The sequence below is a fragment of the Bacillus sp. FSL M8-0350 genome (assembly GCF_038593345.1).
GTDB classification, from domain to species: domain Bacteria; phylum Bacillota; class Bacilli; order Bacillales; family Bacillaceae; genus Bacillus; species Bacillus safensis.
The window spans coordinates 2,584,991-2,608,103 of the sequence record NZ_CP151985.1; the positions used below are offsets into that span (position 1 = coordinate 2,584,991).

General features: G+C 42.6%; 25 protein-coding genes and 2 other annotated features. Of the genes, 3 read left to right on the plus strand and 22 right to left on the minus strand.

Annotated features, from left to right (window positions below):
- Positions 1 to 22 precede the first annotated feature (22 nt).
- Positions 23 to 1,174, plus strand: coding sequence for an IscS subfamily cysteine desulfurase (locus tag NSS80_RS13580; RefSeq protein ID WP_041115092.1), 1,152 nt, complete (start codon positions 23 to 25; stop codon positions 1,172 to 1,174).
- A gap of 3 nt (positions 1,175 to 1,177) precedes the next feature.
- Complete coding sequence (locus NSS80_RS13585) at positions 1,178 to 1,720, plus strand: transcription repressor NadR (protein ID WP_024423154.1); 543 nt, start codon at positions 1,178 to 1,180, stop codon at positions 1,718 to 1,720.
- Positions 1,721 to 1,743: 23 nt separating this feature from the next.
- On the opposite strand, the gene pheA is transcribed toward NSS80_RS13585, so the two are convergent.
- The 20 genes from pheA to NSS80_RS13685 form a co-directional block, all read right to left on the minus strand.
- On the minus strand, positions 1,744 to 2,622 hold the full coding sequence (gene pheA / locus NSS80_RS13590) for a prephenate dehydratase (protein WP_024427846.1): 879 nt from the start codon (positions 2,620 to 2,622) through the stop codon (positions 1,744 to 1,746).
- Between the two features lie 18 nt (positions 2,623 to 2,640).
- Positions 2,641 to 3,084 carry an ACT domain-containing protein gene (locus tag NSS80_RS13595; RefSeq protein WP_008342790.1) on the minus strand — a complete coding sequence of 148 codons (444 nt, stop codon included), beginning with the start codon at positions 3,082 to 3,084 and terminating at the stop codon, positions 2,641 to 2,643.
- Positions 3,085 to 3,139: 55 nt separating this feature from the next.
- A complete protein-coding gene (gene obgE / locus NSS80_RS13600) occupies positions 3,140 to 4,426 on the minus strand; it encodes a GTPase ObgE (protein WP_024423156.1) in 1,287 nt (428 codons plus the stop codon).
- A gap of 21 nt (positions 4,427 to 4,447) precedes the next feature.
- Positions 4,448 to 5,041, minus strand: coding sequence for a sporulation initiation phosphotransferase B (locus NSS80_RS13605; RefSeq protein WP_024423157.1), 594 nt, complete (start codon positions 5,039 to 5,041; stop codon positions 4,448 to 4,450).
- A gap of 256 nt (positions 5,042 to 5,297) precedes the next feature.
- Positions 5,298 to 5,582, minus strand: a complete 285-nt coding sequence (rpmA, locus tag NSS80_RS13610) for a 50S ribosomal protein L27 (RefSeq protein ID WP_003216586.1) — start codon at positions 5,580 to 5,582, stop codon at positions 5,298 to 5,300.
- A 12-nt stretch (positions 5,583 to 5,594) separates the two neighbouring features.
- Positions 5,595 to 5,933 (minus strand): ribosomal-processing cysteine protease Prp, encoded by a 339-nt coding sequence (locus tag NSS80_RS13615; protein WP_034621123.1) that lies wholly within the window; start codon positions 5,931 to 5,933, stop codon positions 5,595 to 5,597.
- Positions 5,934 to 5,947: 14 nt separating this feature from the next.
- A complete protein-coding gene (rplU, locus tag NSS80_RS13620) occupies positions 5,948 to 6,256 on the minus strand; it encodes a 50S ribosomal protein L21 (RefSeq protein ID WP_003216781.1) in 309 nt (102 codons plus the stop codon).
- A gap of 12 nt (positions 6,257 to 6,268) precedes the next feature.
- Positions 6,269 to 6,341, minus strand: a sequence feature (ribosomal protein L21 leader region).
- 66 nt (positions 6,342 to 6,407) lie between these two features.
- Positions 6,408 to 7,277, minus strand: a complete 870-nt coding sequence (locus NSS80_RS13625) for a M50 family metallopeptidase (protein ID WP_024423159.1) — start codon at positions 7,275 to 7,277, stop codon at positions 6,408 to 6,410.
- Complete coding sequence (locus NSS80_RS13630) at positions 7,270 to 8,061, minus strand: M23 family metallopeptidase (protein ID WP_041115090.1); 792 nt, start codon at positions 8,059 to 8,061, stop codon at positions 7,270 to 7,272. The genes NSS80_RS13625 and NSS80_RS13630 overlap by 8 nt, the downstream gene beginning before the upstream one ends.
- 219 nt (positions 8,062 to 8,280) lie before the next feature.
- Positions 8,281 to 9,084 carry a septum site-determining protein MinD gene (gene minD / locus NSS80_RS13635; protein ID WP_017358134.1) on the minus strand — a complete coding sequence of 268 codons (804 nt, stop codon included), beginning with the start codon at positions 9,082 to 9,084 and terminating at the stop codon, positions 8,281 to 8,283.
- 2 nt (positions 9,085 to 9,086) lie between these two features.
- Positions 9,087 to 9,770 carry a septum site-determining protein MinC gene (gene minC, locus NSS80_RS13640; RefSeq protein ID WP_024423161.1) on the minus strand — a complete coding sequence of 228 codons (684 nt, stop codon included), beginning with the start codon at positions 9,768 to 9,770 and terminating at the stop codon, positions 9,087 to 9,089.
- Between the two features lie 54 nt (positions 9,771 to 9,824).
- Positions 9,825 to 10,343, minus strand: coding sequence for a rod shape-determining protein MreD (gene mreD, locus NSS80_RS13645; protein WP_024423162.1), 519 nt, complete (start codon positions 10,341 to 10,343; stop codon positions 9,825 to 9,827).
- Complete coding sequence (gene mreC, locus NSS80_RS13650; RefSeq protein WP_048239013.1) at positions 10,340 to 11,239, minus strand: rod shape-determining protein MreC; 900 nt, start codon at positions 11,237 to 11,239, stop codon at positions 10,340 to 10,342. Before mreC ends, mreD begins: the two co-directional genes overlap by 4 nt.
- Before the next feature lie 27 nt (positions 11,240 to 11,266).
- Complete coding sequence (locus tag NSS80_RS13655) at positions 11,267 to 12,286, minus strand: rod shape-determining protein (protein ID WP_007501538.1); 1,020 nt, start codon at positions 12,284 to 12,286, stop codon at positions 11,267 to 11,269.
- Between the two features lie 89 nt (positions 12,287 to 12,375).
- Complete coding sequence (radC, locus tag NSS80_RS13660; protein ID WP_034280738.1) at positions 12,376 to 13,050, minus strand: DNA repair protein RadC; 675 nt, start codon at positions 13,048 to 13,050, stop codon at positions 12,376 to 12,378.
- 47 nt (positions 13,051 to 13,097) lie between these two features.
- Entirely contained in the window at positions 13,098 to 13,661 is a 564-nt protein-coding gene (locus NSS80_RS13665) for a Maf family protein (RefSeq protein ID WP_342498327.1), read from the minus strand.
- A gap of 177 nt (positions 13,662 to 13,838) precedes the next feature.
- Positions 13,839 to 14,855 carry an SPOR domain-containing protein gene (locus tag NSS80_RS13670; RefSeq protein ID WP_231122777.1) on the minus strand — a complete coding sequence of 339 codons (1,017 nt, stop codon included), beginning with the start codon at positions 14,853 to 14,855 and terminating at the stop codon, positions 13,839 to 13,841.
- Positions 14,856 to 15,012: 157 nt separating this feature from the next.
- Positions 15,013 to 15,744 (minus strand): prepilin peptidase, encoded by a 732-nt coding sequence (locus NSS80_RS13675; RefSeq protein WP_317221904.1) that lies wholly within the window; start codon positions 15,742 to 15,744, stop codon positions 15,013 to 15,015.
- A gap of 147 nt (positions 15,745 to 15,891) precedes the next feature.
- Positions 15,892 to 17,196 carry a folylpolyglutamate synthase/dihydrofolate synthase family protein gene (locus tag NSS80_RS13680; protein WP_317221903.1) on the minus strand — a complete coding sequence of 435 codons (1,305 nt, stop codon included), beginning with the start codon at positions 17,194 to 17,196 and terminating at the stop codon, positions 15,892 to 15,894.
- Between the two features lie 65 nt (positions 17,197 to 17,261).
- Positions 17,262 to 19,904, minus strand: coding sequence for a valine--tRNA ligase (locus tag NSS80_RS13685; RefSeq protein WP_041115085.1), 2,643 nt, complete (start codon positions 19,902 to 19,904; stop codon positions 17,262 to 17,264).
- Between the two features lie 59 nt (positions 19,905 to 19,963).
- Positions 19,964 to 20,193 (minus strand) — a binding site (T-box leader).
- A 168-nt stretch (positions 20,194 to 20,361) separates the two neighbouring features.
- Here NSS80_RS13685 and NSS80_RS13690 point away from each other — a divergent pair.
- Complete coding sequence (locus NSS80_RS13690; RefSeq protein ID WP_342498328.1) at positions 20,362 to 20,550, plus strand: hypothetical protein; 189 nt, start codon at positions 20,362 to 20,364, stop codon at positions 20,548 to 20,550.
- Positions 20,551 to 20,601: 51 nt separating this feature from the next.
- Here NSS80_RS13690 and ysxE read toward each other — a convergent pair whose 3' ends face one another.
- Together ysxE and NSS80_RS13700 are read right to left on the minus strand one after the other, a co-directional pair.
- Entirely contained in the window at positions 20,602 to 21,633 is a 1,032-nt protein-coding gene (gene ysxE, locus NSS80_RS13695; protein ID WP_034279820.1) for a spore coat protein YsxE, read from the minus strand.
- Between the two features lie 37 nt (positions 21,634 to 21,670).
- Positions 21,671 to 23,008: a LysM peptidoglycan-binding domain-containing protein gene (locus NSS80_RS13700; protein ID WP_317221902.1), complete on the minus strand. Its 1,338-nt coding sequence runs from the start codon at positions 23,006 to 23,008 to the stop codon at positions 21,671 to 21,673.
- Positions 23,009 to 23,113 lie beyond the last annotated feature (105 nt).

The following is a 23,113-nucleotide window of genomic DNA, read 5'->3' on the forward strand; positions in this document are numbered from 1 at the left end:
AGAAAAAATTTTCACACGGGAGATGGATGGGTTGGTTTATTTAGATTACGCAGCTTCTACACCTGTTTCAGAGGAAGCGCTGCATGTTTTTGAGCAGCTAAGCAAAAATTTCTACGGAAATGCAAGCAGCCTTCATGATGCTGGGGGAAAAGCAAATGACATATTGACTTACAGCAGACAATCACTCGCTGCCATGATCGAGGGTGAACTGGATGGGATCTATTTTACAAGCGGTGGAACTGAATCCAATCTCCTTGCGATTCAATCGATCATCAATGGACTGCCAGCACATCAACAGCATGTCATCACAACTTCGGTTGAGCATCCTTCTGTTCATTATGCAGTTAGCAGCTTAGAGCGTCTTGGCATAAAAGTCACGATCATTGAACCGAATCAGGATGGAATCATAACAAAGGACATTCTCAAAAAAGCATTATTGCCTGAAACAGGACTAGTATCTATTCAGCATGCTAATTCAGAAACAGGAATTATCCAGCCGCTTGCTGAATTAGCGCCTCTTTTAAAAGAAAGGAACATTCTTTTTCATACAGATGCTGTGCAAACATTTGGAAAGATTCGTGTGTCCATCAAAGAACTTGGAGTCGATGCTGTGTCCATCTCAAGTCATAAAGTGTATGCTCCTAAAGGCGCTGGTGCCGTTTATATGGGCGCTCATGTTCCTTGGAAACCTTTATATACAGGAGCAGTTCAGGAAAATGGCTTACGTCCAGGGACAGTAAACGTTCCATGTATCGGTGCTTTTGCTGCCGCAAGTGAACAAGCGATGCTTAGGCTGGATGAACAGCAAAAATTAGATAAGCAGCTGCGTGATTATTTTCTTCAGCAATTAAAAATAAGACAGCTGCCAGTTCGTACACTTCAGGACAATGACAATCGCCGCACGCTTCCTCATATTATTGGTTGTTTTTTTGAAGGGTTTGAAGGACAATATGTAATGTTAGCATGTAACCGGCATGGGATTTGTCTATCTACTGGAAGCGCATGTGCTTCCGGTTATCACCATCCTTCCCCTGCTGTGAAGGCATTGCGTGTATCAGATCGTGATGCCCTACAATTTATTCGACTATCATTTGGATATCAGTCATCAAAAGATGACATCGATCAGCTTTTGCATACATTTGAGCATTTGCAAAAGGAGAAGAAGGGAGCTTAGGACGTGGAGCAAGAGAGGAAACTCATTGGCGAAGAAAGAAGAAACGCCATTTTAGAGTGGCTGAAAGAAACAGACACACCGCTTACTGGAAGCTTTTTAGCTAAAAAGGCGGCTGTCTCTCGGCAAGTCATTGTACAAGATATTTCATTATTAAAAGCAAAAAACGAACCCATTATTGCCACAAGCCAAGGCTATGTGTATATGGCAGCGCAGCATGCGCCAGAAAGAGAAATTGAACAAATCATCGCCTGCAAACATGATCCTGCTCGTACAGAAGAGGAACTGACCTTGATTGTTGACTTTGGAGTGACGGTGAAAGATGTGATCATTGAGCATCCTGTTTATGGTGAACTAACGGCCTCTATTCGCGTCAGCACACGGAAACAAGTCGCTGATTTTGTCCATCATATTTCTAACACCGGCGCGTCCTACTTGTCAGAACTAACAGACGGCGTGCACCTGCATACTCTCACTTCTTACAGCCAAAAGCAGCTTGACCAAGCCATTCAAGCGCTGGATGATGCTGGGTTTTTAATAAAAGATTAAAAAAATAGTGTCCTCACGGGACACTATTTTTCATTCGTTAATTCATATGTTTGATAGCTGCCAAGCAGCTTGACCTCACAGCCAATCGCTTCTAATTCTTGAATCGCACCAGGGACGAGGACATCATCCATTTCTTTTTCAATGTCAATAATAAATAAATAATGTCCAAGACCTGTTTTTGTCGGACGAGATTCAATTTTTGACAAGTTAAGATTCCGCCAAGAAAAAGCAGACAGCACGCGGTGCAATGCGCCTGATTGATCATCCTTAGGCAGACTGACCACAATGGTCGTTTTTGGCTTTGATGAGAAACCAGAATTCATTGGGAACGATGCGTTAGGATCTTTATGTAAAATCACAAAGCGTGTATGGTTGTGCGGATAATCATGGATGTCTTTTTTTGCAATCGCCAAACCATACGTTTTTGCGGCAATTTCATTGGCAATAGCCCCGACAGCTTCATCTGGATGCTCACTGATGTATTTTGCTGCATAGCCTGTTGATTCCACTGGCCGATGAGGAATATGAGGGTACTGCTTTTTCAGAAATTGATGACACTGGGCAATCGCGTGAGGATGCGATTGAATGACATCTAACGTCTCCCAGCTCTCCGCTCTTGATGGGTGGACAAGCAAATGCTGCCGAATTGGTGCTGTCATCTCCCCCACAATGGACAGCGCTTCTTCATGAATTAAATAATCAATCGTTAAGTTCACAGAGCCTTCGAGTGCATTTTCAAGTGGAACGACCGCCAAATCGACTTCGCCTTTTGACACAGCATCCATACATTGCGGAATCGTTGCATAGGCACGCTGCACCGCATCTTTTGGAAAACAAGAGCATACGGCCAAATGAGTAAATGTTGCCTCTGGTCCAAAATAACCTACAGTTAATTGCTTCATCTGCTATGATCTCTCCTTTTACGCCCCAGAACCTAGAATTTCGACTTTTTCGACAAATTCAAGCTTTCTTAATTGATTCATGACGGTGTTGATATCATCTGCCATACCAGCTGTACTAATTGATAAGGTGACATTCGCTCTTCCTTGCAGCGGAATCGTTTGGTGAATGGATAACACATTACAGCCAGAGTCAGCCACAATTTGAAGCAGTCTTGATAAAGCCCCAGACCGGTCCTCAAGGTGGAAAAACAATGTGATGATCTGCTCTTTCACCATTGTATAAAATGGAAAAACAGCATCTCGGTATTTATAAAAAGCACTGCGGCTTAAATCCGCTTTTTGAACAGCATCGGCAACTGAATCCGCTTTTTTGCGATCGAGAAGCTTTTTGACTTCAAGCGTTTTTCGCATCGCATCTGGAAGTACATCCTCTCTTACTAAATAGAACGTTTCTTCTTTCACCTGTTTTCTCCCCTTTTAAAAACGGGAGAGCCCATGGTCTGGACCCTCCTTTTGATCAATCAATAAATTCGAATTCAAATTCAAGCAGACGAATGATGTCGCCATCTTTTGCTCCACGCTCACGCAAGGCATCATCGACACCCATTCCACGCAGCTGTCTAGAGAATCGTTTAACAGATTCATCTCTTGAGAAGTCTGTCATCTTAAACAGACGCTCAAGTGCTTTACCCGTTAAGACAAATGTGCCATCAGGATCTCTAGAGATCTCAAATGGTGCATCGCCTTCATCAAACCTGTACATCACGCGGTTATCCGACAGCTCCTCTTCATTATAGAGCGGGAATTCCGGTGTTGTTTCAAGCTGATTGGCGATTTCAAATAAGAGCTCACGTAGCCCTTCTCTTGTGATCGCACTAATCGGGAACACTTTATAGTCATCCGTTAATTTTTCTTTAAATGCCTCTAGATTGTCAGCTGCATCTGGCATGTCCATTTTGTTCGCAACAATGATTTGCGGACGCTCTGTCAATCTCATATTGTACTGCTCAAGCTCTTCATTAATCGTCACGTAGTCTTCGTATGGGTCACGCCCTTCAAGTCCAGACATATCAATGACATGGACAATGACACGTGTACGCTCAATATGACGTAAAAATTGATGACCTAAGCCAACGCCTTCGTGCGCTCCTTCGATCAGTCCTGGCAGATCCGCCATAACAAAGCTTCGGTTATCGTCTGTTTCAACAACCCCGAGGTTCGGTACAAGCGTTGTAAAATGATAATCCGCAATTTTTGGTTTCGCAGAAGAGACAATCGAGAGCAGCGTTGACTTCCCGACACTTGGGAAACCAACAAGTCCAACATCTGCAAGTACTTTTAATTCTAAGATGACGTCACGTTCTTTACCTGGCTCACCGTTTTCAGACAGCTGTGGTGCAGGGTTTGCTGGTGTTGCGAAGCGTGAATTCCCACGTCCGCCACGTCCGCCTTTGGCAATTACAGCCCGCTGCCCATGCTCTGTCAAGTCAGCTAGTACTTGTTCCGTCTCTGCATCTGTCACAACCGTACCCGGCGGAACTTTGACAATCATTTCTTCCGCATTTCGGCCATGCTGGTTTTTACTCATTCCGTGCTCGCCGCGGTCAGCCTTGAAATGGCGCTTATAACGAAAGTCCATTAACGTTCTAAGTCCTTCGTCTACTTCAAATACAACATCTGCACCATTTCCGCCGTCGCCGCCTGCTGGGCCGCCCTTTGGTACATATTTTTCACGACGGAACGCCACCATACCGTTTCCGCCGTCACCGCCTTTAACATACACTTTAACCTGATCTACAAACATAACTTCCTCCGTTTCTCTGCATCACATATCTCGTTCTTGCCTCAAACAAAGCTCAATCATGGACTCATGAGGCGTCACATGAAATTGCGTTATACTCATACATGGATAGTTTGCGTCATGAAACGCATTTAACGCATCCAAACTTGTTAATTTTCCTTTGAAATCAAAATATAAGATCACATCATTTTCTTCATGATCTGTTTGGAAAGTGACCGTTAAATGATTTTCAGTTTTTTGGCAAACTGATTGATCGAATATCGAAAACAACTCCTGTGATACCGTTAGCAGCTGCGATTCATATGCTGATAAGTCTCGGGTTTCACCAAGCACTTCATATTCTAAGGTGATAAAATGCGACTCCCAATTAAATGTTAGAAAGTAATAGGCCAATTGGGGAATTTTTAAATTTGAGAGTTTGGATTCATGCTGTGCTTCAATGACCATTTCTTCTATAATTTCAAACACGCGGTCATATTTTTCTAATGTCAAGTTGCCTTTGATCAGCTGTAATTTATTCATCCAGTCGTGTCTTGAACGACTGAGCAGATAGATCAATTCATTTGTTAATGCAACGTGAGTTAATTTTTCATTTTCTTTACTTGGTATCTCTTCCATTATCGCACTCCCAATCGTTTGGTCTCTCTTTTAGGAGTCTTATCATCAATATGTCTCCCTGAATTATAACAGAGAAGACAGCATAGAAAAACACTAGTTATGTGAGGAAAGGTTGTTTTTTCTGATCGTATAGGAGAAAATGAGGCAAAGTCAGCAAACGTTCTTTGATATTTATGGAGTGCATCTTCTTTTATCATCTTCGGTACTGCTTGTAAAAAGTGAAAAAACTCCAGTCAATGACCGGAGTTTTTAGCAATTATTGTGCCGCAGGATATACGCTCACTTTTTTACGGTCACGACCGAAACGTTCGAATTTAACTGTTCCGTCGATTTTAGCGAAAAGAGTGTCGTCGCCTCCGCGTCCAACGTTTTCACCTGGATAGATTTTCGTTCCACGTTGACGATAAAGGATAGAACCACCAGTTACGAATTGACCATCAGCACGTTTAGCGCCTAAACGTTTAGACTCAGAGTCACGTCCGTTCTTTGTAGAACCTACCCCTTTTTTAGATGCGAAAAATTGAAGATCTAATCTAAGCATGAAGTTCACCTCCTATTTTTTTGTTGATATTCTCACATAATCGTGATAATCTCGTTCAATTGTCTCTAAGGAAACGACCATGCCTTCTAAAAGCAGCTGGGCTTTTTCAAAGGATACTGGATCTGTATCAGCCGGCAGTTCAAAAGAGAAGTAGCCGCCATCTTCACCAATATCAAGCAGTGGGTCCAATCCTGTCAGTGCAATAATTGAATTGACTGAGCCAAAAACAACAGCAGATACACCTGCACAAACGAGATCCTGACCTTTTTCAGCAAACTCGGCATGTCCAGTCATCTGAAAAGACGTAATGCTTTCATCTGCTGAAGACCGAGTAATGGTTGCTTTGATCATATCACTCACACGCCTTAAGCGTTGATTTTTTCGATAACAACTTTAGTGTAAGGTTGACGATGACCTTGTTTCTTGTGGTTGTTTTTCTTCGGTTTGTACTTGAACACAGTAATTTTCTTACCGCGACCTTGTTTTTCAACTTTAGCCGTTACTGTTGCTCCAGCAACTGAAGGGTTACCCACTTTGACAGTGTCTCCGCCGACAAACAATACGTTTTCGAAAGTTACTGTTTCACCTGCTTCAGCAGCTAGTTTTTCAACATAAACAGTTTGACCTTCTTCAACTTTTACTTGTTTACCACCAGTTTCGATAATTGCGTACATCTCTGCACCTCCTAATAAACTCAGACTCGCCGAATACAGGGGGCCATAGGCACTTTACACCTGCTCCGCGCGGTTGTAGCACGGGTGCTACATATCCATAACATTAAAAAATATATCAAACTAGACGCAGAATGTCAATGTATTTTCACTATTAGTACGGTAAAAGAAGCTCTTCCATTGAGGAGGTGGTTCTGCGATCTGAAAAATACGCATGGAGCAGTTCATTTTCATCAAGCTGGCTCATCTTCACGCCATCTCTTTCAATAATAATCGGATGCTTGCAGCCCCTTTGAAATCGTGCCATCACTTCGTATACTTTTTCCTCTGCACTTGCTCTCAGCGGAATCAGTTTTTCTACCTTCTGCTCTTTTTTACCGTAATACCGTTCTAGTAAGAAGCGAACCCTGACGTAATGCCGCTGCCTGTGTTCCATCACGAGTGAATAAGCTAAAAAAGTAAGCAGCACCCAGCCATTGAATTGCAGCGGTGCAAATAAAAGTAACCCTCCTGTCAATAGACCGAAAAAGACAAGTGAGCCTTTTATTGCTAGGGCATGTGCACGTTGGAAAGGGTAAAAAACAGATAAGAGCAAAAAGAATAATTTTCCGCCATCAAGCGGCCAAACGGGCAAAAGATTCACAAGGAAAATCGCCATATTATAAAAGGTAAACATCGTAAAGACGTCGTGCGAGATAAGAGAAGCCTCCATGAAAAGCCATGCCATGAGCTGGAGCGGTACATGCTGAAGCGGCCCGCACAAAATGACCGCCAGCTCTTCTTTTAACGGACGGTTCCCATGTTCCTCTACTTCCACCGTTCCGCCAAATGGCAGTAAAAAAATCCGCCGAATGCGCCAATGATAATAGCAGGCAGCCGCTGCATGTCCAAGTTCATGGACACAGACAATCACGAGCAGACAAAGCAGCGGCTTGATTTGACCTGACAGAATCGCAAACGCCATCACAATCCACAGCAGCGGATGGATGTGAATTTTCGTCAGCATGAGCAGCCATCTATTCAAAGGTCATCACCTGAATAGGATCGATAAATTGTTCATTTTGCTTAATAGCAAAGTAATACGTGCCCTTCCCTTGATCATCAAGCGAAATCTGGCCAATTTTTTCACCCTTATCGACAAAATCGTATAAGGCCACATCGGCTTTCTTTAATTGACCGTACCAGCTATAGCTGTTATCTGCATGCTGCACTACAACGGTAAGCCCTGTATCGCTTTGCTTTTTCACCTCGACCACATAGCCTTCCTTCATACTATCAATGGCTTCAGCGGATGTCTCCACTTTGACACCTGCTCCATTTTGCGTAAAGGATTCCTGCACTTTACCAGAGGCAGGAACAGCTAGTTCTTGATTCGCTTGTACGTCCTTTTGGCCATCTTTTTTCTCTGTTAAAAAAGCCAGCGGATGTCCAACTGTTTTTTCAAACCAGCGGTTAGCAGCAGCAAATTGAAAATCTTGCTCAAAAGTCTGAGTAATCATCGGCTTCAGCTGCTGAAACGGACCTGTCTGACCTTTAAATGAAATGGCTGCAATCAAAACAAGGGACGCTGATAATAAGCATTTAAGCACAAAGGTATTCGGGTTAAATAAGGGATGACGATATTTCTTTGGCTGATGGGACGCCGGTTCATAGGAGGTCGAGCCAGAATGCTTTTCTTCCTCTGTCATCATAACCCATGGCGGGATATCTTCTTTTTTCTTGAAAGCCGTCTTCTTAGGGGGAGCAGCTGGCTGCATCATTTTGCGGCGCTGTGCGATTTTCTTTCGGTACTCGTCCACTCTTTTCATGAGATCACCCTTTACATACAAACAGTTTGTACATTTTATGTGACAACCCCATCTGATATGCAACAAAAAGACCGATTCTCATCGAATCGGCCTCAGCGTGCAGACAAACCCTCGCATTCGGTGTCAGGTCTGCGCTCCGGTACTCACGAATGTCAAATTCGCTTCGCAAAGGTAGCCGTCTTTCCTAGACTGCAAAGGTTTTCTATCACGGTTCAGTGATTATGCTCTTACACCAAAAAATGCTTTGAGCTTTGCAAACATTCCCTTGTTTTCTTCTTCAAAAGATTGAAGCGGAACAGATTCGCCTAGTACCCGGCGGGCAATATTGCGATAGGCAATCGATACTTTGTTTTTAGCATCCATAACAATTGGTTCACCATTGTTTGAAGCCTTAATCACATCATCATCATCTGCTACAATGCCAAGTAGATCAATCGATAAGTGATGTACCACTTCATCTACATCCATTGAATCGCCATTTTTCGCCATGTGTGTACGAATACGATTGACAATCAAACGAGGCGGTTCGATATCTTCTTGTTCTAACAAACCGATGATTCGGTCCGCATCTCTCACAGCTGAGATTTCAGGCGTCGTCACGACAATGGCCTTGTCTGCACCGGATACAGCATTTTTAAAGCCTTGCTCAATTCCAGCAGGGCAGTCAATAACAACATAATCAAAGTCTTGTTTCAATGATTGAATTAATTCTTTGATCTGTTCCGGCTCTACAGCCGTTTTATCACTTGTTTGAGCAGCAGGTAAAAGATACAAAAGATCCTCGAAACGCTTATCTTTTACAAGCGCTTGATGAATTTTGCATCTTCCTTCTACTACATCGACTAGATCATAAATAATGCGGTTTTCTAGCCCCATCACGACATCCAGATTCCGAAGGCCGATATCGGTATCAACTAGACACACTTTTTTCCCTTGAATTGCTAGTGCTGTGCCTAAGTTTGCAGATGTTGTTGTTTTGCCAACGCCGCCTTTTCCTGAGGTAATCACAATAGCCTCGCCCAATTTCACATTCCTCCCTCAAGCCTTGTCAGATTAGGTCTTATATGAGCCAATTGCTGCAGGCGTTCAATGATCATATTGCCATCTATATCTAAATAAGCACATTCCATTTCATTTCCATCTTCTTTTTGGTCTGGCGCGCGGTTAAAAACTTGTGCGATGCGAAGCTGTGTTGGAATCATATGAGATGCCGCAATAACAGCCTGTTTGTTGCCATTACATCCAGCATGCGCCACACCTTTTAAAGCGCCAAGCACAAAAATATTTCCTCCTGCGCGAATCGTTCCGCCAGGATTGACATCTCCTATTAATAAAAGATCTCCTTCGACATGCAGCACCTGTCCAGAGCGTACAATTTTTGCTACAGAAGTAATTTCAGCCTCTGCTTTTAATCGTCTCGCCTCTTCAGTTGACATGACTTCACTTTCAATGGAGTGGATGACGAGATGTTCATTTTCAGACACCGCTTCAGTCAAACGCGTCTCCTGATCCTCTGTTAAATACCGAAAACCAAGCTTAATATGCACATTGACCTTATGTCCTTCTCTTCCATCTGTATATTGCTCAAGTAATAGAACCTCTCGCAAGCCGGAAAGAAGGTCATCAAACGAACAGTCATCATTTAACTGTAATGTTAATCCGTTTTTTGTACCTTTTATCGTCACATATTGCTGTTTTTGAGTTTTCAAGATGCTCACCTCAACAACATACTCATTTCGCCGTAATTGAACAAACTCCTGCTTTTATTCGTCGATCAGTCCTTGTTTCACGTGGGTGAAAAAGAGCCTAAACGGCACAACAAGTATGAGAGACGCAGCAGTATTTAAAAGAATCGTTGGAATAAAGCGTTCGATGACATACGTATTAAACGGCATAATCCCTGGTTGAATTGTCGCTTGAACGCCGTATACATAAAACTCCATCACGGAAACAGCAATAATCGACAGAAAGACAACGACTAACATATTCGTTTGCAGAACTTTAAAGGCTTTTGCTAACAAATAGCAAAGCGCCCCAAAGCCAAACATATGAACACCAAGTATGCCTGTATATGAAATATCATATAAAAGTCCAAAGATAAATCCGTAAATCACACCATATTTTTGATTCACAAAAGCAGTCATAAATACAAGTGCGAGTAAAATGAAATGAGGAGCTAAAATTTGATTCTCTGAAACAAATGGGAGCTTCACTAAATCAACAAAAATGCTGTCAAATACGAAGATAAACAACATGACGAAAGCAAGAAGGACACGTTTCACGAGCCTTCCTCCTTCGTCAATTCAGATGCATCTGCTGTACTTGTGCTGCGATTCACCACAATCACACGGTCTAAATTGTTGAGTTCAGCCGCTGGTTCTACGTAAATGATCTTTGTCAGGCCGTAATGGTCTGGCTCGATTTCACTTACCTTACCAATCGTTAAGCCTTGCGGGAATACGCCCCCTGCTCCAGATGTTTCAACAAGATCTCCTTTTTTGACATCCCCATCTGCATCGGATTTCAGAATATTCATAGTCAGCATTTTTTTCTTGCTGTCATAACCGTTAATGATTCCATTGAGTTCTTCTTTGCCCTTTTTCGCAAAAATTTTCGTTGAAATTCTATTATTTTGGTCAGTAGAGCTTAGCAATCTTACAGTCGAAGTAAAATTGTTGAGCTTATCACTTTCAATTTTCCCAATTAACGCACCACTCTCATTTGTGACCGCCATATCTTTGTCCACGCCTTGTTTTTTCCCTTTATCAATCATCACAAAGCTATCCCAAAGAGATGGGTTTCTTGCGATAACAGTTGAGAGAATTGGCGTGTAGTCACGAATAGAGTTCACATAGCCAAGCTGTTTGCGAAGCTTTTTGTTCTCATCTTCTAGTTCTTGAAGTTTCGCCTCATATTGGGTTTGTCCATCAAGTTTTTTTCGAAGACGCTCGTTTTCATCATATGTGTTCTTTAAATCTTGTACGTTCCCATAAATACCGGCAATAAATTGTGATGGTTTATGAAAGACACCTTGAAAAAAGCCTGTCGTATCCCCCACTAATTTTTCCGGCCATGAAGCACCTCTGCCGCTTTTCACTGAAAAACCAATCATGGCCACCAGTACGATGACACAGACAAGGAGCAACATTAATCTTTTATTCATAAAAAACTGCGGCATGTCTTACACCTCTTTAATTACGACCGATTATCGATTATCTTTTGATTTTCCTTTGAACAAATGAATATGTTCTAGTGCTTTCCCTGTTCCGATTGCCACACAGTCAAGCGGGTCTTCTGCAATAATGACTGGCATTTTCGTTTCATCACTAATGACTTTGTCAAGATTACGAAGCAATGCACCGCCTCCTGTTAAAACAATTCCGCGGTCCATAATATCTGCTGCCAGCTCAGGCGGGGTTTTTTCAAGAGTCATTTTCACTGCATCGACAATTGTTTCCACCGTATCGCGAAGCGCTTTGGCAATCTCTTCTGCCGTAATAGAGATTGTTTTTGGCAGACCTGTTAAAAGGTCACGGCCGCGAATGTCCATCTCATCATGTACATCAGGCTGCGCAGAACCGATTTCCATTTTAATCGCTTCTGACGTACGATCACCGATCATTAGGTTATACGTTTTACGGATGTAGCTGCTGATCGCATCATCCATCTCATCTCCTGCCACGCGGATTGATTGTGATGTCACAATGCCGCCAAGAGAAATAATCGCTACCTCTGTTGTACCGCCGCCAATGTCCACAACCATACTTCCTGTTGGCTCCCATACAGGCAGGTTAGCACCGATTGCCGCAGCAAATGGCTCTTCAATTGGGTATGCGTCACGTGCACCAGCTTGTCTTGTTGCATCAATGACTGCACGCTCTTCTACAGCTGTAATACCAGATGGTACACATACCATGACGTAAGGTTTACGAGCAAAAAGCCCTTTGCCTTTTAATGCTTGATTAATGTAATATTTCATCATTGTTGCTGTCGTCTCGTAATCTGCAATGACTCCGTCTTTCATTGGGCGTAATGCCACAACATTACCAGGTGTACGGCCAATCATGTTTCTAGCATCATTTCCGACTGCCACTATAGACTTCGTATCAGTTTCCAAGGCTACGACCGAAGGTTCTCTCACAACAATGCCTTTTCCTTTAATAAAAACAAGCGTATTCGCTGTTCCAAGATCTATTCCAAGGTCTTTTGTACCAATTCCAAACATATGTATGTATCTTCCTTTCTTAAACCAAAATTCCCTTAGGGAAAAACTCATAAACTCTATTATATCGTAAAACATTGAAAAAAAAAGTGTTACAAATACCCTTTTTCCTTCAAACTCACAAATTTTTGATCACCTATGACAAGATGATCAAGCAGCTGTATTCCAATCAGCTTTCCACATTCAAAAAGTCGCTGTGTGACTTCAATATCTTCCCTGCTCGGCGTCGGGTCTCCAGATGGATGGTTGTGCACACATATAAATGAAGCAGCCGAACGTTTAAACGCCTCTTTGAAAATTTCACGCGGGTGAACGATGGATGAGTTCAAACTTCCAATAAACACAGTATGTTTATGAAGAACTTGATTTTTTGAATTGAGATAAAGACAAACGAAATTCTCCTGTTGTAAAAACCTCATATCTTCCATCACATATTTTGCCCCATCCTCTGGTGTGCGGATCACATAGCGGTTGTCCGTCGTTTGATGGTGTAATCTAGTGCCGAGTTCTAAAGCAGCTAATAGAGAGACCGCCTTCGCCTTTCCAACTCCTCGAATCTTCGACATTTCTTCAATTGAGGCTTCTCTTACAGAGCGAAGACCGCCAAATGTTTGCAGAAGTCTTGCAGAAATTTGGAGAACTGATTCCTTTTTTGTGCCTGTCCTTAAAAGAATCGCAACAAGTTCATGGTTTGACAGACTGCCGGGACCATATTTCATAAATCGTTCTCTCGGCTTTTCATCTTGAGGAAAATGCTTTAGCAACATAGGGAAATCGTTCATGATGCCCACTCCTTTTAGATTCCTTCCTGTCATCAAAAAGGGGTGATTCCAAATGTTTCGAGCACTCTAACTGTAATAGGGAGACCGACAACGGAAAAATAATCACCATCTATTTTTTGAACAAACAGTGCGCCTTTTCCTTGAATGCCATAGCTTCCCGCTTTATCAAGCGGTTCTCCCGTTTCGATATAGCGGTCTATTTCATTTTGCGTAAGTGTCCAAAACGTCACTTCTGTTTGTTCATAAAATGTTTCTTTTCTATTCTCTGATTGAATCGTGACACCCGTCAAGACTTGATGTGTCTTTCCTGACAATAATTGAAGCATTGATGCCGCTTCTTCCTTGTCTTTTGGTTTCCCAAGACATTTGCCGTCAATTGCAACAATCGTATCTGCACCAATAATCACAGCTTCGGGATATAATCTTTGAATATCACTTGCTTTTTGTTCTGCCAACCATTGGACGTTCTCTGCAGGAGAAAAGTTTCGATTTATTTCTTCTTTTAATTGACTTGCTTGAATGTCATAAGAAAACCCTGCTAGATCAAGCAATTCTTTTCTTCTAGGGGATTGAGATGCGAGAATCAATTGGTTCATGTTTGTTCATCCTTTCAGGGTTTAGCCTAAGAAGTAAGATACCCATTCATCCTATCAAATGTACATCTTACCGACAATTTACGAAAATTCATTTTTCATGTTTCTTCATCATTATGTTGGATGCAAAAGAAAAAAACTAGTCATTTTTTGACTAGTTTGGTTTTATAAAATATGATTTTACGTATTTAATTGATCAAGCAGTGCCTGCTGAGATTTCCACCCGTTTTCAGCAGTAGGTTCATTTAACAGCTGCACCGCTTTCAGCAAACTGCTTTTAGCTGGTGCGTCCGTTGTTTTGGCACTTTCAAGCTCAGAGATCAGCTGCGCAACGTCCTTTTGATCCACATCATCCCCTGCAATGACCTTAGAGGATAAAACAGATGCCTTTTCTATTAAACTAGTCAGCTCCTCCGGTACTTGAAATGAGAGCTCCTTGCCTCCCCACGCCTCAAAGTGCTGATCAATCAGCTTCTTCCCAACAGCGCTTGTCATGCCCTGTTCTGTCGCAAGCCCGGCAATAACATAATAGCCATCATCCATTGAGACCTTTTTCCCCGCGTATCCTGCTTCTTTTAAACTGCCAACTAATTCATCTGCTCCTTTTTCAGAGGAAAACTTTCCAGCCTGTACAACATATGTTGAAAAGCTGCCAGAGGCGCTTTTTTCATCTTTATTCTCTTTTGATTCATCAGCAGTATCTGCTGGCGGCGCATCCCCGCCCGCTTTCATCGATGATTGATTTCCGGATGCTGAAACGCTGATATCTCCCCCTGATGGATTCTGAGTACCATCTTGACTTAGGCTAAGTGCAAACACACCTAGGCCTGTCCCAAGAACCACTGCAAACACAATCGTTGTCATCACTCTCTTAAACGGGCCGCGGTTTTTACCGAACTTCTGATCAAAGGAGCCTTTTTTCTTTTGATAAGGTGTGACGACCTTTGGATCAGAATGATAAATATGATCAGCTGCATCATCCCACTGGAAATCTTCTTCTTTCGGTTTAGCCGGTTCTTCCTCGGAAGCAGCTGTCTCCAGTTCTGACTGCCTTTTTTCCTCCCAATTCGAAAACGTCACTTGATCATCCTCTTGTTGTTTTGGCGGCTGATGGTCATCTTCATGAAGCATTTCTTCTTTGCCATTAATATTGACTTTTAACCCTTGTTTTTTTGCCTGCCTTTTTTTCACTGTCATTCCCCGCTTTCTGACATTGTTTGTAAGAAAGACCTTTTTGTCCAATGAATCAGCGCGAATGTAACCCGTCCTTCTTTCTGTTTCACACTTTAACATAGCGGATAAAAAAAAGAACAAGACTTTTGTCGGCAGGAAAAAAAAGTGTTCGCCAATTTTTTCAACCGGTCGTCCCGGTGAATGGGAGCATGACATGAGCTCCATAGAGATACAGCCAAAAAGAAAAAGAGATCGCAGGAACAAAGGGAAATGGCTCATCTAATCGAAAGGAAAAAACCTTCGCATAGACGATTCCAGCAATACACGAGAGGAAAAGAATGAGAAGGAATGGCTTGAATCCTAAGCAAAATGCAATTACTCCGAACAGCTTGACATCAGCTCCGCCTATGCTATTTGGCTTGAGACGATCTAAACTATAAAACAAGAGAAAGCAAAAAAGAAGCGAAGCCGCTCCTTCCCACCAAATAAGAAGAGGTTCAAGCGTGCGGTATATGACGAAAAGAGGGAAAAAGAAGAGAAACAGCTCGTTTGGCACCCTCATATAAAGGAGATCGCTCACGACAGCAATCACAAATAAACTACAAAGAATCACAAGAAAAAGACCTTCAAACGAAATACCAGCGATTCTATACATGAGCAAAAAAAGACTGCCTGACAGCAGCTCAATCAGTGGATATAGCAAAGACAGCCGAGTGCCGCAATGTTTACAAGCCCCCCTCAATAATGCATACGAAACTAGCGGAATCATCTCGCGCAAGGAAAGCGGCTGTTTACAGGCTGTGCAGTGAGAACGAGGAAAAAGAATAGACCGCTTCAGTGGCAGCCTTTCACCAACTAGATGAAAGAACGACCCCATGGTGATGCCTGCAAGAAACACAAAAATGCCTATCATATATTGTGACCCCTTCCGAGAATAAGATAGACCAGATTTTACCACGACCGTATTCATTGAGCACATAGCGAAAATATGATTTTACTTCCCTTCTGCGTATCAAAAGAAAAAAACGCAAGAGGCATTGAAGCCATTTGCGTTTTTTTGTTACCCGATCATACGCTTTCGTATATCTGAAATAAAATAAAGAGAGCCTGTCACAAGAATCACCGCTGAAGGATCATCACTTTTTTTCTGAATGAACTCAAGCACTGTACGAGGGTCATCATCATAAGACTTTGCGTCTAACTGACTGCATACATAAAGCTTTTCAGCTGATTCGGCTCTTGGAAAATCAAATGAAACAAAATGGATAGAAGAACTAACGGCTTCAAGCTTTTGAATCATTTGCTTGTACGGCTTATCTTTTAAAGCACTAAAACATATATGCACCTGTTTACTAGAAAAATGAGCTTGTACCGTTTCAATTAAACGGTCGATCCCTTCTTCATTATGAGCACCGTCTAAATACACTGGAGGATGATCTTTGACTTTTTCAAACCTTCCAGCCCAAACTGCCTGCCGAATGCCTTCATATATTTGCTCTTCTGTCACGCTAATATAGCCTTCTTGCTCCAGCCATTCAATGAGTAAAACAGCAAGGGAAGCATTTTGCCTTTGATGCGTTCCAATTAATCCTGTTTCAAGCTGAGGATACTGCCTTTTTGATGTGCGTAACGTGAAACGTTCACCTGTTTCTGTCGGCTGCTGCTCATCAAAGCTGCAAGTATCTTGTAAGGAAATACATTCGGCATTCTTTTCTTTTGCTGTGTTTTGAATGACAGCAAGAGCTTCTGGCTGGTGGACTGCCGTAATCATTGGAATACCCTCTTTGATAATACCCGCTTTTTCAGCTGCAATCTGTTCAAGTGTGTCACCTAAAATGGCCATATGATCATGACCAATCGACGTAATCGCTGTTAAGATTGGCACAGCAATATTTGTAGAATCAAGCCTTCCGCCAAGCCCGGTTTCCAAGAGGACAAAGTCTACTTGGTGCACATGAGCAAAATAAGCAAATGCACATGCTGTAATGATTTCAAATTCTGTTGCTGCGCCAAGCTCTGTTTGATCTAATTCATCAACAAAAGGCTTGATTTCATTCACCAAACTCAGCCATTCTTCATCCTCTATAGGCGCTCCGTTCACGCTGATTCTTTCATTGAACGTTAGTATAAACGGAGAGGTGAAGGTTCCGACTGAATAGCCGGCTTCCTGTAAAACAGAACGTGTAAACGCAATGGTTGATCCTTTGCCATTTGTACCTGCAACATGTACTGCTTTTATGCTTTGTTCCGGATTTCCTAGTCTGTTCATCAGCCATTTCATTCGTTCAAGACCCGGTTTTACGCCAAAGGCCAGTCTGCTGTGAATCCACTCAATTGCTTCATGGTAGTTTGTAAACAATGTCATCTCTCATTTCATACGAAATTTTCAAAAAAGACGACTCCATTTCATTAGGAGCCGTCTTTTCACTCTTATGCTTTCAGCTCTTCAATACGCTTTTGAACAGCTTCGCGTTTTGCGACATAATCACGTTCTTTCGCACGCTCTTCTTCTACGACACTTTCAGGCGCTTTTTTCATAAAGCCTTCATTGCCAAGCTTTTTCTGAACTCGTTCCACTTCTTTTGTCAGTTTATTAAGCTCTTTTTGCAGACGAGCAATTTCTTCATCTAAGTTGATTAAGCCTTCAAGCGGCAGAATGAGTTCTGCTCCAGAAATGACAGCCGTCATCGCTTTATCACTAGCTGGGACATCTGTGCCAATTTCAAGAACACTTGGGTTCGTGAAGCGCTCAATATATGAACGATTTTTCTCTAAACGTTCTTGAACATCAGACGTAGATGCTTTAATGTAAAGCTCAACTTGTTTGCTCATTGGCGTGTTCACTTCACTGCGAATGTTACGAACAGAACGAATGAGTTCAACAAGCAGCTTCATATCAGCAGAAGCTTGTTCGTTGGAAAGCTCCGGCTTCACTTCAGGCCATGCCGCTACAGTAATAGACTCACCTTCATGCGGTAGATGCTGCCAGATTTCTTCTGTTAAGAACGGCATAAACGGATGTAAAAGTCTCATTGTTTGATCTAATACATACGCAAGGATCGAACGAGTCGTTTTCTTTGCTGCTTCGTCTTCACCATAAAGCGGAAGCTTCGCCATTTCAATGTACCAATCACAGAAATCATCCCAAATGAAGTTGTATAAATGTCTGCCCACTTCACCGAATTCATACTTGTCAGCAAGCTGTGTGACACTTTCAATTGTTTCATTTAAGCGTGTTAAAATCCATTGATCAGCAACTGATTTTTCTCCTGATAAATCAAGCTCATCATACGTTAAACCATCCATATTCATTAAAGCAAAACGGGATGCGTTCCAAATTTTGTTCGCAAAGTTCCAAGTGGATTCAACCTTTTCAAAGCTAAAACGAAGATCCTGGCCTGGTGAGCTTCCAGTCGCTAAGAAATATCTTAATGAATCCGCACCGTATTTGTCGATGACCTCCATTGGATCAATTCCGTTGCCAAGCGACTTACTCATTTTACGTCCTTGTTCGTCGCGGATGAGCCCATGAATGAGGACATCTTTAAACGGTTTTTCTCCTGTGAATTCAAGACCTTGGAAGATCATGCGGGATACCCAGAAGAAAATGATGTCATAGCCTGTTACAAGCAGATTGGTTGGGTAGTAGCGCTTGAAGTCTTCACTGTCTGCATCTGGCCAGCCCATTGTAGAAAACGGCCACAGCGCTGAACTAAACCATGTATCAAGTACATCGTTATCCTGTTCCCAGTTCTCAATATCTTCTGGTGCTTCAAGCCCAACGTATACTTCTTTCGTTTCTTTATGATACCAAGCCGGAATGCGGTGTCCCCACCATAGCTGACGAGAAATACACCAGTCACGGATATTTTCCATCCAATGTAAATATGTCTTCTCAAATCGGTCTGGAACAAATTGAACTTGGTCGTCCCCTTTTTGCAGATGAATGGCTTCGTCTGCCAGCGGCTGCATTTTCACAAACCATTGTGTCGATAAATACGGTTCAACGACAGCTCCACTTCGCTCACTATGACCAACTGAATGCATGTGGTCTTCAATTTTGAACAAAATGCCTTCCTCTTGTAAATCCTTCACAAGCTGTTTGCGGCATTCGAAGCGGTCCATTCCTTTGTATTGCAGGGCATTCGCATTCATTGTGCCATCTTCATTCATGACAAGAATACGCTCTAGCCCATGGCGGTTTCCAAGCTCAAAGTCATTCGGGTCATGAGCTGGTGTAATTTTCACAGCACCTGAGCCAAACTCCATATCGACATAATCATCACCGACGATTGGGATTTCACGGCCTGTAATTGGTAAAACCACTGTTTTTCCAATCAAATGCTGATAGCGTTCGTCATCAGGGTGTACGGCTACGGCTGTATCTCCCAGCATAGTTTCAGGTCTTGTTGTCGCAATTTCAATTGAACCTGTTCCATCTGAAAGCGGATATCTCAAGTGATAAAACGCACCTTGAACATCCTTATAAATCACTTCAATATCAGAAAGTGCCGTTTTCGTTGCTGGATCCCAGTTAATGATGTACTCTCCGCGATAAATAAGCCCTTTTTCATACAATTGAACAAACACTTGGCGAACGGCTTTATTCAGACCTTCATCTAAAGTAAAACGTTCACGGGAGTAATCGAGGCCAAGTCCCATTTTCGCCCACTGGCTGCGAATAAAATCTGCATATTCTTCTTTCCACTTCCACGTTTCTTCCACAAATTTCTCCCGGCCAAGGTCATACCGGCTTACGCCTTCTTCGCGAAGCTTTGCCTCGACTTTTGCTTGAGTCGCAATACCGGCATGATCCATACCCGGAAGCCAAAGAACGTCATAGCCCTGCATCCGTTTCATACGTGTCACGATGTCTTGGAGTGTAGAATCCCATGCATGCCCAAGGTGCAGTTTTCCTGTCACGTTTGGTGGAGGAATGACGACTGTATATGGATCTTTCGTTTTGTCATTTTGTGCTTCGAAGAATTTCCCTTCAAGCCAGTACGTATAGCGGTCTTTTTCAATCGCATTCGGATCGTACTTTGTTGGCATTTCTTGATTATTTGTTCCCATTTGTGTAACCTCCACATTTTTTCGGCTGATGAAACATAAAAAAAGCCTTTCCATCCTTATAAAAGGACGAAAAAGCTTTTTCGCGGTACCACCTTTTTTCATGAGACACATACACGTGTCCCATACACTCTAAAGGATAACGGGGTTCTCCCGAATTTCTCTACTTGTTCATTCAAGAAATTAAGCTCACAGGCGACCTTCCAAACAAGTACATCCTAGGAAACCTTTCAGCTCTTGGCTTCCCTCTCTTTAGGGTCTTGCTCGTACTCTTCCTGATCCACGCTTACGATATATCACGTTCATCAGCACATACTCATCTTTTATTAATATTACTAAATGCCTTTTGTTTTCGTCAATCATCTTTTCCGCTTTTCTTCTTCTTTATACAAATTGGGCAGGCACCCTTCGCCCTTTTGCCCATATGATAATAACAAAATGAAGAAGGAGGGCGTTTGATTTGAAGAAGATCAATCCTTACACACTTCCCCCCTGGCTGAGACAAATTCGGGCAGTTGCTTCCCAAGTCGTTCTCCCTATTGCTATATTTCAAGGATTTCGTACGATCATTTTCCCTACGACATTTGACGTCCTCATTCTAGGTATTCTTATTTTTCTCGCCTTTGCCTTTCATCTTGATTGGTTTTAAAAACTCATCATTATGTACCTGCACATATAAAACCAACGCAGTATAACCTCGTCATTCCGCCGATGACGAGGCACTTTGTTCTTCTTCAAGCCGTCTAGCCTGCTCAATCTCGTGAATCTTCATGACGGTCGGCTCTGAATTTTTCATCTGCCAATACGCTCTTAACAGCTGCTGGCAGCTTTCCATTTCATCCTGCCCGCCTGCTTCATAGGCTTTTACCGTATCAAACAGACCTTGCGGATAAGCGAGGTAGCTTAGGAATAAATGCAGTTCTTCCTCCCGAAGAGGGTTTCCTTTTTGGTACGTATAAAACAAGGAAGTGCATTCAGGACAAGACGTGGGATAGGTTTTGAATGTCCGAAAGTAAAAGGTCAGAAGATCATAAATGGGGGCGGCTTTTTTAGACCGCTCAAAATTGGTGAAATGTCCTGTCCCTACATCATTATACAAAAAGTGATGGATCGATAGCTGTCCATGATTTAGCACAACACGCGTTGTCTCTTTGTCTGTCATTTCTTCATGCCAATCTTCTAAACGTTCAAGCGCAAATTCACTGGCAGACATCGCCTCTGAAAAATACATAGCAGCGGCCAGCTCAAATGGCGACATATACCACGTTTGTTCTGCCCGCTCTATGAATCGTTCATACATGTCTTTCTCTGTTTCCCATTTGGTCTTGATTTGTGTGTAATGTGCTTCTATCTCTTGCGCTGTGATATCCATCATGACTTCAGTCCGCTTATGAAGTCTTGCAATCTCTTGAAATAAATATTCATGCTTATCGTCCTGCTCTTCTCTCTTTTCATTCGTCAGCCACGGCATCAAATAGTATGCATACCGGCTTTCCCGATGACTTGAGAAAAAGGAACCGCTCTTCGTCCGATAAATCGGCACAAAGGAGCGATAGCCCTTTGATTCCAGTTCAAGCATTTGTTCTGTAAATTGCATATGCCGGCTGGCTTTTACTCGTTTCAGAGCAAATACACCCTGCTTTGTATAGACCTTGATGACAGCAGGACTGACAGGTTCAATATATTCAGCCTCAAGCCCGTATTCGTATAAGACAGATTGGATTTCATCCACGTTCACTCACCACATTTTCTCGGTCAGTCATCGCTTGCTATGCATTGCTTTTTTGATATTCAGGAATATAAAGAATCTGCCCTTCCTCAAGCTCCGCATCCATCGATAATGAGTTTGTGCGAAGAAGCTGCTGCACATTCAACTGATATCTCTCACAAATACGATCGACCGTATCTTCTTGCTGCACTATACATATTTTCATGCGGGAAAAATCTTCCTCCTCCTGCTTAGCGAACAGCTTTGTTAAATAAAGAGAGTTCTCACTGCCAGACGTTTCTCTCACGTCTTCTTCAAGCTCCTCTTCTTCTTGAGCTGACTCATATATTTTAGGTGCTTCCCGTTCATATAAGCGCCCGAGCTGATATTCATCATCGTGCGCCTCATGCTCAGGTTCCACTTGATCAGCAGGTGTTTCAAAAGCCGGATACGACTGTACCGTTTCTTCCTGCTCTTCAGCAGCTTCCGGATCCTTTCTCACTTCCACTTCAAAGAACGGATCTTCTCGGTCCTCTTCTTCTAAAAGCTTTGGCGGTTCAAAAAATGGCGGTTCCTGCACCTGAGCTTCAGGAATAGATCGATAGCCAGACGCCACCGCTTCTTCTTGGTTATTAGGCTGTTCCAGCTCTTCTTGTTCTTCTAATTCTTCCGTTTCTTCGGGCGTTTCTTCGGGCGTTTCCGCTACCTCCCTCACCAGCTCTATCTTAATTTCTTCTTCCTCTTCTTGTTCTTCTTGTTCTTCTTGTTCTTCCTGTACTTCCTGTTCCTCTTGCTCCGCGCGCGTGTCATGTTGGAATACAGGCTGAATCTCATCATGCTCACGTTCTTCGCTTTGCAGCTCTTCTTGTTCTTCTTGTTCCGGCTGCAACTGATAATCGTAGACCATATCGCCATAATCCTCTTCAGGACGATGGACAAATTCATATGGCTCCTCTACAGGCGCTTCAGGCGTTTCCTCGTCTAACAAGCCCTCAATGGCTAAATCAGCCTGAATGGTGAGCAAACGATTCTCTGTCAGCTGGTAATCAAACGCATCAATAAACACAAACACATCATTTAAATGACTAATTTTGTTCTTCGGAATGGTGATATCGACTGGAAATTGATGCAGAAGCTCCGCCGTTCCGTCTTCTCTGACCTTTACCTCATCTGCTTCCCTGTATGTTGGAAAGGAACTCAATTCACCCAATAGCTCCTCTTGATTTATGTTGTATTCTCCTGTTAGCTCGAGTGAACCTCTAATGGAAACATAATCATTCACTTCTTGAACGAGAATGTCAGGGTCGAGAGAAATTGACAGCAGCTCACTGACTTCCTGTCCGCTTTTGAAATAAATGGATTCTTCTACCGAAAACTGTAATCGATTGTTTTGAGACAAGTCGGTGTCCTCCTTTCATCTAATCCTTAAAAAATAAAATTAGATGTCAATACAGTTGTATGAGGGAGGGAGTGAAAATATGATTGGTTTTCTCCAATGCAAAAA